Source organism: Pseudarthrobacter sp. HLT1-3 (genome assembly GCF_059383535.1).
The window spans coordinates 1-12629 of the sequence record NZ_JBWZCJ010000045.1; the positions used below are offsets into that span (position 1 = coordinate 1).

At 66.2% G+C, this 12629-nt stretch carries 10 protein-coding genes and 1 pseudogene; 4 read left to right on the plus strand and 7 right to left on the minus strand.

Translation table 11 applies throughout. From position 1 onward, the window contains the following. Window positions 1-575, plus strand: a 575-nt coding sequence (locus AC50X9_RS20735) for an HNH endonuclease (protein ID WP_494896879.1), incomplete at its 5' end; no start/stop codon positions are given. 152 nt (window positions 576-727) lie between these two features. On the opposite strand, the gene AC50X9_RS20740 is transcribed toward AC50X9_RS20735, so the two are convergent. Further along, on the minus strand, window positions 728-1048 hold the full coding sequence (locus AC50X9_RS20740) for a GYD domain-containing protein (RefSeq protein ID WP_160665550.1): 321 nt from the start codon (window positions 1046-1048) through the stop codon (window positions 728-730). A gap of 222 nt (window positions 1049-1270) precedes the next feature. Then, complete coding sequence (locus AC50X9_RS20745; protein ID WP_494896882.1) at window positions 1271-1732, minus strand: universal stress protein; 462 nt, start codon at window positions 1730-1732, stop codon at window positions 1271-1273. 254 nt (window positions 1733-1986) lie between these two features. On the opposite strand from AC50X9_RS20745, the gene AC50X9_RS20750 reads away from it, so the two are divergent. Beyond that, entirely contained in the window at window positions 1987-2544 is a 558-nt protein-coding gene (locus AC50X9_RS20750) for a hypothetical protein (RefSeq protein WP_494896884.1), read from the plus strand. Between the two features lie 83 nt (window positions 2545-2627). Next, window positions 2628-3119, plus strand: coding sequence for a hypothetical protein (locus AC50X9_RS20755; protein ID WP_494896886.1), 492 nt, complete (start codon window positions 2628-2630; stop codon window positions 3117-3119). Here AC50X9_RS20755 and AC50X9_RS20760 read toward each other — a convergent pair. Next, window positions 3116-3628 carry a mycothiol transferase gene (locus AC50X9_RS20760; protein ID WP_494896888.1) on the minus strand — a complete coding sequence of 171 codons (513 nt, stop codon included), beginning with the start codon at window positions 3626-3628 and terminating at the stop codon, window positions 3116-3118. The genes AC50X9_RS20755 and AC50X9_RS20760 overlap by 4 nt on opposite strands. A 117-nt stretch (window positions 3629-3745) precedes the next feature. Continuing rightward, entirely contained in the window at window positions 3746-5575 is a 1830-nt protein-coding gene (gene ggt / locus AC50X9_RS20765; protein WP_494896901.1) for a gamma-glutamyltransferase, read from the minus strand. A gap of 502 nt (window positions 5576-6077) precedes the next feature. Here ggt and AC50X9_RS20770 point away from each other — a divergent pair. Beyond that, the gene (locus AC50X9_RS20770; protein WP_494896890.1) at window positions 6078-8243 is read left to right on the plus strand and encodes a transglycosylase domain-containing protein; all 2166 of its coding nucleotides are present in this window, start codon (window positions 6078-6080) and stop codon (window positions 8241-8243) included. A gap of 698 nt (window positions 8244-8941) precedes the next feature. Here the strand turns inward: AC50X9_RS20770 and AC50X9_RS20775 are convergent. From AC50X9_RS20775 to AC50X9_RS20785, 3 genes and pseudogenes are all read right to left on the minus strand, one after another. Beyond that, window positions 8942-9193 carry an ANTAR domain-containing protein gene (locus tag AC50X9_RS20775; protein ID WP_494896892.1) on the minus strand — a complete coding sequence of 84 codons (252 nt, stop codon included), beginning with the start codon at window positions 9191-9193 and terminating at the stop codon, window positions 8942-8944. 65 nt (window positions 9194-9258) lie between these two features. Continuing rightward, a pseudogene (locus tag AC50X9_RS20780) lies at window positions 9259-9684 on the minus strand (GAF domain-containing protein); the annotation flags it as partial. Window positions 9685-10322: 638 nt separating this feature from the next. Further along, a complete protein-coding gene (locus AC50X9_RS20785; protein WP_494896897.1) occupies window positions 10323-12308 on the minus strand; it encodes a plasmid pRiA4b ORF-3 family protein in 1986 nt (661 codons plus the stop codon). Window positions 12309-12629: the final 321 nt, after the last annotated feature.

The following is a 12629-nucleotide window of genomic DNA, read 5'->3' on the forward strand; positions in this document are numbered from 1 at the left end:
GCGAACCCGCCCGGCTCCCCGGCTACGGCATCGTCCCCGCCGGCTGGGCCCGCGACCTGCTCACGACCGCTGGAACGGACGAAACGGAGACGGGCGCTGCCGGAAAGGAGGAAACGGACGGCAACTCTGCCCGGGACTCACGGGATGCGGCCATGAACGTCTGGCTCCGCCGGCTCTACACCGCCCCCGGCACCCTCACCGCACTGGACTCCCGCGCCCGGCTCTTCCCGCCCGGGCTCCGCCGCTTCCTGACGGCCCGCGACGACACCTGCCGCACCCCATACTGCGACGCCCCCATCCGCCACTACGACCACATCATCCCCTGGCACCACGGCGGCACCACCACCCAAAACAACGGCGCCGGACTCTGCGAAGCCTGCAACCACACCAAAGAAGCACCCGGCTGGACCGCACGCCCACGCCCCGGCCCCCGACACACCCTCGAAACCACCACCCCCACCGGCCACAGCTACCAATCCACCGCACCACCACTCCCGGNAAACGTGCCGACATGCCACCGGCCCGGCACGCCCAGATCCTCTCTCGCGAGCGTCGAGCGCTCCTGCATCACCTGAAGTTGCTCCACCACAGGAGCCACAGCAACCCGCTCGCCGCTTGAACGGGCGGGTAGCCTCGCGGTCACGCGACGCACGAACTTCAGGGGCCCGCCAGCGCGATAAGGACAACCGCAATTGCGTCGGGGATGAAAACTGGGCAGCTGCTGGCTCTACTGACCAGGTGCGCGGTAGGACGGTGTCTTCTTGGCTGCTTCGTCAAGATCCTCTGGAGCCATAAGCGGTTTAAGACGCACGTTCACGGATCCCGTCGAATTTATCATGAGGGAAAGCGCCGCTGCATCGGCCGGCCCCGGTACCTCAAACACCCCCAGCACGTCGGTCTCCCCGAAAGCGTAGTAGAAGCATTCGAGTGAGCCGCCCACAGATTTGAGGGCTTCGACCAACGCGTCTCGGCGCTTGGTGCCCCCCTCGCGCATGAGGCCCTTGATGCCTTCGCCGACGTAATTCGCCTCGAACAGATATTTGGCCATGGTCTTCCCGTCCTGTGATGTCCAGGACTCGGGCACATAACGGTGTCTTCGAAACCCTTACGGGGCACGTCCCGGAATTGGTCCCCAGAGTGGGGCTGTGGGCACATCGTAGGCTTTCCCCCACACCCTGACAACGGCTGCCGCAGATCCCGGATGCGCCCGGCTGCCGCAGACCAGGTTTCCGCCCCGCGCTTCAGAACCAGGATTGCAGAGGCACCGGCCCTAAGTGGACTTGGGCGGAACGACCACGACGGGGCAGGGGGCATGGCCGCTGACCTGGGCGGAGACCGAGCCGAGGTGCAGGCCGGGGAATCCGCCGTGACCGCGGGAGCCGACGACGACCAGATCCGCACCTGTGGCGGCGTCGAGCACTGCGGACGCCGCCGAATCACTCTGCACCACCTGGCCAGTGGCCGCCACCCCCTCATCCTCAACGATCCTGAGAGCGGCAGCCTGGGTCGTCTCAGCCACTTGTTGGGGCGAATCCTCTCTCACGGTCTTTTCGCCGACTGCCGTTTCCAGCATTGCTGGAAACCACGCGAGCGGCGGCTTGCTCCAGGACGTAACGAGACGAATCTGGCCGTCACGGAGTTTGGCCTCGTCCACAGCCCATTTCAGGGCATGCTGAGCATTTTCGGAACCGTCAAAACCCACCACAATCACGAACGATCCTGAACCGGTCATTGTCATTCCATTCCCTAGCTTCAGCGGGCAGCCTGGATTCTTCAGTGTCTGTGCCCGTGAAAGTGAGTGTCAAGGACCGTCCGGCCTACCCGGCACTCCGAATTCCCCGGAGCAGACGACGGCCAGACCCTATGACAAGGCGCCGCCAGCCACTATTCTCTTGCCATGAGGGATGGGGGCGCGTTTCGGCGAGGGAGGCGCAGCGGCGTGGCCTGGACCCTCCGCGTTGCAGCGCCACCGTGTGGGGCTGCCCCATGAATGACTCCGGCGTCCCGACATATGACAACTACGACGCGTTCCTTGCGAGGCTGGACGCTGCAACAACAAGCCTGAGCACGCGGGGGGCGTCCCTGGATAAGGCGGTTGCAGCCGTCGCATTGCTCTTGGGCCCGTACGAATCCGCCGTGCGGAAATGGGAACGACGGCGGCATTACGTCAGCGGGCAGCTCGCCCGGCACTCCGGGCCGGTGCAGTCCTACACCGCCCTGAGCGACCTCCACGACGTGGCAGCCAAGATGGAATCGACGCTCCGCGGCCGGGTCCACCGCGTCAGGGAAAAGTTGTTGGTCATGCAGGGCCGTCGCGAGGCGATCGACAATTCCCTGCTGGAGCTTGAGCTGAGCAGAGTCAAACTCAACGCGTCCCGGTTGCTGGCACAGGACCGGGAAAGGTTGAGCGGCATCTTTGCTGCCATTGACGGCTCCCCCGCTGCCATCTCAGCCGTGCCGGACCTGGGTCTGCTGAGCGATCTCAAGGAAGCACGCGCGGCAGTCATCCTGGCCGAAGCGCTGATCGAAGTGAAGGGGTACTAACCATGGAAAGTTCACCGCATGCTCAGCCCCGAAAGAACTCCGTGGCCCTCGTTCGTTGGACAAAGCGGCCAGGCGAGAATCCGGTGATCAAGTTCTGTATCCTGAGCGCCTTCGGGTTGATCCTGTGCCTGTTCCTAATGATCTTTATGCCCGGTCTCAGGAGCGTCGGTGCCACCGCCTTGTTCACGGTCTCCTTCGCGGCGCTGCTCACGATCCCCACGGTCTCCGGCCAGCGGACGTTCATGCGGGGGCTGACCCAGCGGGTCAACGACACCATCGCCGAGGTGACAGACACGCCCGGCGACCACCTGTCGGTCAGGGACTTCCAGCGCCTGATCAAGAGCGGCGAACGGCTTCCGCTCCTGGTCGGCGGGGTGCCCGGGCTGAACCTGCAGGTGGAACGGCTTGCCGGGGCGGACGCACAGGCCCAACAGAAATGGTTGGCCGTCTTCACTGTGGTCCCGCCCGAGCACGGGACCGCTAGTTTCGATCGGCTGGTTGCTGCAGCTATCGACGCTGGGTCGGGCTCCCCCAGCACCGGTTCCCCCGGCGCCGGCGGCTCCACTCCCCGCTAAGTTGCGCGGGCGGGGTCCAGCCCCTTGGCATACGCGGCCTGCCCCGCGTGCTGGAGGCAATCCGCAATCGTGCTGACCAGCCGCACCCCGAGCGTCACCGGCGGGTCCCACCGGGTGTCGACGATGCGGTCGAAGTCCCCGTCGCCGAGGGTGTCCAGGAACGCCACGGTCTGCCGGTGAACGGCGTCGTAGTATTCCAGCAGCAGCTCTGGCGTCGCCTTCACGGCGTTGACCTTGTCGGACGAATGGCCATACCCGGTGTCGCGCTCGGACAGCGGCAGGTCGAAGCGTGCGGCAAACCCCTGCGCGGTCCAGACCTGTCTCAGGCCGGCGGCGGACGCCAGCTGCGCGTCCTCCACCCGGCTGAGGTGCCAGATCAGCCACGCAATCGAGTTCCCGTTGCCGGCCGGCCGACGGACCAGGGCGCCGACGTCGACCCCTTCAAGCGTGGCGGCCACGATCTCTCGGATCCGGCCGAACGCGTCCAGCAGTATCTCGTTGGATTTCATCGGGTCCCTTTGCTGTGCATTTCCGGTGAGCACCCATGCTTGCATGGAGGCAGCACCACGAGGTAGGCCGCTTCCCCGGCCGGGTTTTTCCCGGCACCGGATGCTCCTCGGCGCGGGTCACGGCTTGAGCGACGGTTTCACAACCATCGCCGAGCCGCCGCCGCGCCGCAAGGGCTCGGCGGCTGCAACCATGCCGCCGTCGGGCAGGAACTCGATGGCGGTCGCGGCGCCGATCTCGGCCGCCGACGTAAGCGCATCGCCAGCCGGCGTGAGTGTATGACGGTACGGGTCGTTCAACTCACTCCCGTATGCCTCGATGAATGCCGTCTCAGCCGTGACGGTTTCGGTGTTCCGCTGCGAGGCGCGGGGCGCCGCGATCGCGTCGGAGATGCTCATGCCCAGGTCCACCCGGTTCATGATCGTCTGAAGGACGGTCGTGATGATCGTCGAACCACCGGGCGAGCCCAGCGCGAGGAACGGCTCGTCATCCTTGAGCACGATGGTGGGCGACATGGACGAGCGCGGGCGCTTCCCCGCCTCGATCCGGTTCGGATCGGCCGGGTCGTAGACGGTGGAGAAATCGGTCAGTTCATTGTTGAGCAGGAAGCCGCGGCCGGGGACAACGATGCCGGAGCCGCCGGTCTGCTCGATCGTGAGCGTGTACTCGACGACGTTCCCCCACTTGTCCGCGACCGTCAGGTTGGTCGTCGAGATGTTCTCGGTGTCCTTTTCATCCTCCGGCGCCACAGCCGGAGCCGGGCACACGCCGTCGTACGAAGACACGTCCCCCGGCAGGACCGGCTTTTTCGCCGCGAGCAGCGGGTCGATCCGGCAGGAGCGCTCTTTGCCGAACAGCGGGTCAGTGAGGGCGGCGGTGGGCACGCCGCCAAACGCCGGGTCGCCGACATACTTGCCGCGGTCCGCGAAGGCAAGCGCGCTCGCCTCCAAGTAGTGATGCAGGGCGCCGGGCGTGGCCATCTCGGACAGGTTGAACGTGTCCAGGATGTTCAGCGCCTCACCAACGGTGGTGCCGCCGCTGCTCGACGGTGCCATGCCGTAAACGTCCAGGCCGCGGTACTCCACGTGAGTGGGCGCCTGATCCAGGGCACGGTAGGCGGCAAGGTCATCCGTTGTCAGGTAGCCGACCGGAACGGGCAGATCGGTGCCGGCAGTCTTGGGCGGAGCCTGAACCGTGGCTGCGATCTCCGCCGCAAGGGGCCCGCCGTAGAAACCGTCCGTGCCCTTCTTTGCGAGAAGCCGGTAGGTTGCGGCGAGGTCGTGGTTCTGGAAGACGCTGCCGACGGCGGGGGCGTCGCCGCCCGGGAGGAAGAGCGCGCTCGTCGAGGTGAAGGCCTCGAAGCGGACCTCGTTGTCGAGGGTCTGCTGGCGGAACGTCTCGTCGACCACGAAGCCGCGGGTCGCCACCTTGATGGCAGGCTTGAGCGCATCGCCCAGGCTCAGAGTGCCCCACCGGTCGAGGGCACGCTCCCACGTGGCCGGGGTGCCGGGGACCCCCACAGAGACGCCGCTCGTGACGAGCTCGGGCGTAAAGCGGTAGGGCTTGCCACCAGTTCCCGGCTCGATAAACGCGTCGTGCGGCATCTCCGCCGGCGCGGTCTCGCGACCATCAATGGTGCCGACCTTGCCGGTCTCCGCGTCGTAAAAGACGAAGTAGCCTCCGCCGCCAATTCCGGCGCTGTACGGCTCGGTCACGCCGAGGGTCGCGGCCGCGGCGACGGCGGCGTCGGCCGCGTTCCCGCCCTTCCGGAGGACTTCGATTGCCGCTGCAGAAGCCTCGGGATCCACGGTGCTGACTGCCCCGCCGTACCCCGTAGCGGTAGCGTCCTTGACCGTCTCCCGCGGATCGGCGAACGCGGGACCAGCGACGGCGCCGCCCGTTAAGGTCAGGGCCAGAGCGGCCGTAAGGGCCACCAGCCCCCGTGTCATAGTTGCCATGATCGCTCCCGAGTCCGCGTGATGCGTATTGACACTTATTGTCACGCTACTCCGCCGAGGCGCGACACTCAACAGCGTTCGGCGGAAGGACGTGCGCGGAAAAGCAGGCAGGGCACGCATGCCCGTGGTTGACATCCCCAAACCGGGTGTAGACCTTGCCGACGTCGTGAACGGCGACGGCGAGATCGAGCCCAAACCGGGTGATCGTGCACGGCGGCGCCCGGCACGCTGTGGGTCCGCGGCGGCCCGTTGCGGCGGAGGTCGTGGGATGCGCTGAGCTGGGTATTCGAATGGTGCCGGAACCGGCATCCTCCCACCTCACTCCAAGGCGCTGGAAAGTCCCCTCAGCGCTTGTTGTGTGGGGAGAGTCTTGTCCCGCTCGAAGAGGAGTGTCAACATCTAAGCCAAAGGTGACCGCGCCGCGTCGACGGCACAGAGCCGGACCATCCAGTCCGGGCGAGGTGCCGGCCGGCAGAACACCAGGGGGCAGGGGATGGCACAATCCGGATCGCGACTGGCCAAGGCCCTCCGAGGGGTACTCGGGTACTTCACGGCGAGCGCGCTTTGCGGCGTGCTCGCCGCCAGCATCCTGGTCCCGGCCGTTGCCGGGGCTGGAATTGCCGTCCGGGAATCGATCGTGTTCTTCGATGACCTCCCCGCGGAACTGACAGTCGATACACCCTCGCAGTCCACCAAGGTCCTGACGTCGGACGGGAAGACGATCGCCACCTTATACGCGGAGAACCGGGTGAAAGTCAGCCTGGACCAGATGTCCCCATACATCAAAGACGCCATTGTCGCCGTCGAGGACCGCCGCTTCTACGAGCATGCGGGTGTGGACACCCAGGGAATTGTTCGAGCCCTGGCGTCCAACCTGACCAGCGGCGGCCGGCAGGGCGCCTCCACCCTGACCCAGCAGTACGTCACCAACATTCTCAATGACGCCCTCGTGTCGGCGGACAAGGGCGACCGCATTATCCTCAACGGTCAAAAGAGCGTGGGCGACAAGGTGCGCGAAATGAGGCTTGCGCTCGAACTGGAGAAGAAATACACCAAGGACCAGATCCTTGAGGGATACCTCAACATCGTGTTCTTCAGCCGGGACGCCTACGGAGTCGAAGCCGCATCGCGCCACTTCTTCAGCACCACAGCCAAGGACCTGACCCTGCCGCAGGCAGCCCTCCTCGCCGGCCTGGTGAAGAGCCCCAGCTTTTACAATCCCGCCGTCTACCCCGAGAACGCCATTGCCCGGCGCAACCACGTCCTCGATGCCATGCTCGACCTCGGCAAAATCTCGCCTGCGGAACACGACGCCGCCGTGGCATCCGGGGTGGAGCTGAACGTCACGCCAGTGAAGCAGGGCTGCGCCGGCGCGGAGATGGCGCCGTACTTTTGCGACTACGTGTCGCACCTCATCCTCAACAACCCGGCCTACGGCGTCGACCTTGCCGCGCGCGTGCGAACGCTGTTCCGCGGCGGCCTGACCATCACCACCACGCTGGACAGCCGGCTGCAGGCGGCCGCGCAGGCGCAGGTCGACGCCACAGCCGGGGCCAATCCCGACAAGTGGGGCGCGTCGCTGGTCTCCATTGGGCCGGGGAACGGGAAGGTCCTGGCGATGGCGCAAAACACCGTATTCCTCCCCGAGGACGGAAAATTCGATACCCAGCTGAACTTCAATGTCGATTCGAAGGACGCCAAGGGCAACGACCTGAACGGAGCCGGCGGGTTCCAGCCGGGGTCCACCATGAAACCGTTAACCCTGGCGCAATGGCTCAACGAGGGCAGGTCCCTGGCCGAAACCGTGGATGCCTCCCGCCGGACGTATCCCCTTGATTTCAAATGGAAATCCAGCTGCGGCAAGGTTCTCGGCGCCTACAACACGAAGGAGACGAACCGCGGCGCGGCGGATGACCTGCAGAACAACGACACCGGCTACTACCGCAAAATGCGCGTCGACTACGGCCTGTACAACTCCATCAACACCGCCACTTTTGCTGAAGCCGCCCAGCTGGACTTTTGCGGGATCCAGAAGACCGTGGATGCCGTGGGGATCCACAGCGGCCTGAACAACGCACAAGTCAACATGCATCAACTGGGCAACCTGCTGGGGGCGATCGGGGTGGCACCGCTGGTTCTGGCCAATGCCTTTGCCACCTTCGCCAACGACGGCAGGTATTGCGAGCCGGTCGCCATTGTGGAAGTGACCGACGCGACGGGACAGCAACTCCCGGCCCAGACCAAGTCCTGCCGTGACGCCATCCGGCCACAAGTTGCCCGGGGCGTGAACTCCGTGCTGCAGGACGTGCTGAAAAAGGGCTCCGGCGTGTACATCAAGCCCAAGGTCCACACCCGGTTCCCGGTCGCGGCCAAGACCGGCACTTCCAACACCAACGGCGCCACCTGGGTGGTCGGCTACACCAGCGGCCTGGCCACCGCGTCGTTCTTTGGGGATCCCCTGGAAGGCCAGAAGCGGCCCGGCCAGAACATCACCGTAAACGGCAAGTTCTACAAAAGCATTGACGGCTATATGCTGGCCGGCCCGCAGTGGGCCAACTACATGCTCGAAGTCGCCGGACTGTATCCGGCCGCGGAATTCCCGCGGCCACCAGAGTCCATGACAAAAAATCCTTCATCTAAGGATGACGACGACGACTAGTCCCCGCTGGTTACGTGAATGTGACACTCCCACGGGCCGGACCGGTAATCTGGAAGTGGTCACGCAGCGGCCACCGTGATTCGTAGAGGGATAGTGTCTATGACAAGCAAACCGGATGTCACCGTCGCCGGGAACATGGATGCCGGCACCATTTCCCTCGCCCCTATCGGAAAACTTTCCAGTCAAAATCAAAATCTCCAGCCCCGGGCTCCCGTGGCCGGCTGCGCGCCGGCCCTCCCCCGGGAGGCGGCGCTTTGACGGTCCATCGCCAGGTTCCGGAAGATTCCCCTGTCGCGCGCATCTTCGGCACGTTCCGGCGCTGGCCGCTTGTTCCCTCCGCGGAGTTGTACCTTCTTCAGGCAGCGCTTGAGCACTGTGTGGAGCTCGCCGGGTCCGAGGCAGCCCATGAACTACTTGGGCTCATCACGAAAGAGCTCCAGCTGCGCAGCGCGGAAGAGCAACCGGAGGCCCGCAGGCCCGCCGGTCCCCCTGGACCGTCCGCGGAACGGCGGGCTTCACACGGGCAGACCGGTCGAAGTCGCGGGTCACAACACGACCAGCCGGGTCCGGCGTCGCGACCGACACGGGTGTCACGCACCCGGGCGAACGGAAGCTGACGCCGGTCAGCCAGGTCACCGGCGCCGCCCCGTTCGCGGCGCCGCCCCGTTCGCGGCGCCGCCCCGCCTACCGCTTCGGGGCTACTCTTCGAAGTGTGTTTCGACGTTGGACGTGCCGGTAATCGAGGCGATCACGGCTTTAGCGACTTCCCGGAGCTTGATGTTTCGGGCATTGGACGCATCCTTGAGTAAAGCAAACGCCTTCTCGGGTGAGCACCGGTTTTGCGCCATAACCGCCCCGACGGCCATGTCAATGACGGTGCGGGACTCCATGGCGGCGGCCAGCGAGTCCCGTGCGTCGTGGAGGCTGCCGATCCTGAGGGCGAGCCGCAAGGCCTTGCCGTCTGCTGGGCGAAATGTTCCGCCTGGGAAGTGTCTTCCGGATTGAATGCCGACGGGGCCTCGGCATAAAGGTTCAGCGCGGCCCGTGCCTGGTCTCCCAGCTCGACCGGCACTCCCAGAATCGACTGGTATCCCCGGTTGGCGGCCGCCTGCGAGAACACCGGCCACTGTCTGTCATGGGCCAGATCCCTGACGTAGACCGTCCTCAACTCCCGCATGGCAGCCAGGCACGGACCGTCCCCCGCCTCGTACTGGATCTCATCCATCGCGAACGCGTCCGGGTCACTTGCCGCGGTCGCGGCAGGCTTCTTCCGCCTTGTGACGGTAATTCCGCACAGCACCCGCCGCCCCGTCCGGGACAAGGCCTCCGCGGTGTACCGGGAGAGCTCACGGAGGAATTCCTCAACATCCGCGCTCTCAAGCACCAGGTCCTGGAGTTCGTCAGCGAGCACACCGCGCAGCCCGAGTCCGTCCACTTCCATCCCAGTTCCTCCCAGCCGTTCCCATGCGCCGGAGGCTACCCTGCCCGGCCGCAGCCCTGAAGAGACGAAGGTCCCGGGCAGCTTGGAGCGCGGGACGTCCCGGGACAGCCATCCGCCTGTGAACGGTATTACCGGCGGACAGTATCGCCGGCAGCCCCGTCGCCTCCGCGTATGTGGCCCGCCCCCAATATCTATGCGGGCCACACCCTAAAGGTTGGTTCTAGGCGGCGCGCCGCGATACTTCGCGAAGTCGCCTTGCGCACTCTCGCTCCCGCAAACGCACAGCCGGCAGGGCGGCGATACAGGGAGGATCGGGGGCGGCCCGGACCCCCTGAAGCGGGCGGGTGCGGGTCGCCACACGGGCGGTGTCCAAGCTGGGGCGGCAATCGGGGCCTAGGCCAGGACGCTTGTCCGAGGACTGCCGTCTTACCGGGCTTGGCTGTCATTTGCAGAGCTCTCCACGAATCGAGAGGCCGACTGCCTGACCGCCTTCAGAATAGCAAAAAGCCCCGGCGGTTCAACTGGGAAGCCCCGCGGTTCAACAGGGAAGCTCTCGACCGGGAACCCATGTTCCGAAGACGAGGGATGAGCGGGCGAGCAGGGATGCCGGCAAGCCGCGATGTGCGCGCCGGGAGGCGTCAGAAGAGACCAGCCAGGTCCGCGTTGGCCGCATCCAGGTCGAAGGCCTTGGGGTCAATCGTGTCGCCGGGCAGCATCCCCAGCCATTCCCGGTACTCCTTATGGTCTTCGTGGTGCGGATCATTGACCGCCTGAACGATGTTCGCCCAGCCCCAGACCCCGCCGCTGTCCTCCGCCGGCGCCGCACCGCGCCCCGCCGTGCACCGCGGAAGCTGCCCGCCGTCGTCGGTCTCCAGCACTTTCTCTGCCTTGATGGCGAGCACCCAGTCGTCGCCAAAGTCATAGGTGTAGCTCATGCTGCTCCCGACCTCAGGCAGCAGCATGCCGACTGTCACCGCGGCCTCGTCCCGGGACCGCTCGCCGTAGAGTTCATCCGCGCCCGGGTCCAGCGGCGCGTACGTGGGGCCGCTGAACCCTCCGGTCTGGAACTGGTGCAGGTGGTAGTCGAACCAGCCGAACAGCGACTGGATCACCTGGTGGAGCTGCGGGAGCGGCATGCCGGCGGGAACCAGGACACGCCGCCAGATGGGCGGCTTCGAGTCATGGAGCATAATCTTCAGCTGCAGGGTCGGCCCCGCGGCCGGCAGGGCCGCCGTTCCTGCTGACAGCGGGGCTCCCGGCTTTCGTCGTGCCATCCCCGGAGTTGCTGAAATATGGGCCGCCTCGCTCGCTGCGGCCGGGTCATAGCCGTCTTCGTCGGGGTCCTCGCCGAGCCCCAGGTCTGCCAGCACCTCGTCGTCGTCGAAGACGTTTGCTATGCAGCGGATGAGGGCCGGGGGTACCCGCAGATGCGTGTCAATGGTCAGCAGCCCCAGTTCGGCGAGCTCCTCCAGCCGCCGCAGGGCCACGCCGGTCAGCAGATCCGCCATTTCCCGTTCCGCGGCCGGGGCGTGGTCCGCGGTGGCCAGAACCCGCGCCTTCTCCGGTGGATCCGCCGTAGCCGCCGCGAGCAGGAGTGACACCTGCAATCCGGAGATCATCCTCTCCCAGGGCTCCGCCGGATCCCAGCCGAGCACCGTCGTCTCCAGGTACTGGTCAACGATAAACACCAGTTCCTCCAGCCGCCCAGCCGCGCCGCCGGTCAGGAACATCGAGGCCTCCGCCGTGGGGACAACCTTCGTCGACGTGATCTGAATCAGCTCGGTTGACTCCAGCGTGGTCCAGAGCTGGGCCAGCAGCGGCACCTCAAACATGCTCCGCACGGTGGGCACGTCGCCGGCCGCACCGGCGGTTTCCGGCAGCGGGTTACCGGCCCGCTTGGTGCCACCGCGGACGACTACGCCGACGCAAGCGGCCGCCGCTTCGATGTCCCGCTGGCGGAGCGCACCGGTCGCCGTGACCGGCTTCCCGTCTCCGATCCACTGCAGCAGCGCCGTGACACGCTTGATCAGGGGCAAATTGGAAAACGCCTCCAAGGCCTGCCGCTCGGGGATGTCCGGCACGTCGACGAGACCCCAGCCGTAGTCGTCGTCGTAGTCGTCGTCGGTGGAGGGGGAGGGGGAGATGGCGGTGAAGTAGTCCACGACTTCCACCAACTGATCCGCGGAGCCGGTCCACCGGCCGGTCTCCACGAGAAACTCGATAAAGGCGCGGACGGTGTCGACGACGAAGCCGGTGATCTCACGGACGCTCGCCTCGACGGCCGCGGCTCCAGCCAGGACGCCAACGGCGTCGACCGTGGCCACGATTTCGTCCTCGACGGCGACTGCCAGGCCGCGAGGTTCCAGGCTCGTCACGTGGGCCGCCGGCGTGCGTTCCATGTAGCGGGCCATAACGGCTTTGATCAGCGTCAGGCATTCCAGGGCGGCCGCCGCCGACCCGGGAGAGCCCTCTTCGAACCACCGGACGAACGCCGGAGTGAGATCGTCCACGGAACGTTCGGCCCGGAAAGCGCTCAGGGACTGGGGCGCGGAGCCCCGGTTAGTGGGTCTTCCCGCGCCTCCGGCGGCCTTGCCCTTGTTCCGGTTCCTGCCGTTCTTGCTCATGGTGCCCCTGCCCGCTCGCGAACTTGTTGTCACATCGACGGTACTGACCCTTTGGGCGGCATGCCAGTTTTCCACGCCGATGAGCCGAGTCCGGGCGCGCCCTGCTCGCCGGGGCGGCCCCGCGGGCAGGGCTCCCCCGCCGCTGTGGCGCACCTGTGGCCGGGGCCATGGGTCCAAGGTTTTCCGTGGTAGGTGTGAACGGCCTTCCCACGTTTAGGGGCTTGTATCTCTTAAGTACCCCCTGTTGAGGTGGGTGGTCGTCGTTTACGGTGGCCTTGGGAGGGGCCGGGGTGGTTCCGGTTTTCGGCTGGGCGTCATGGC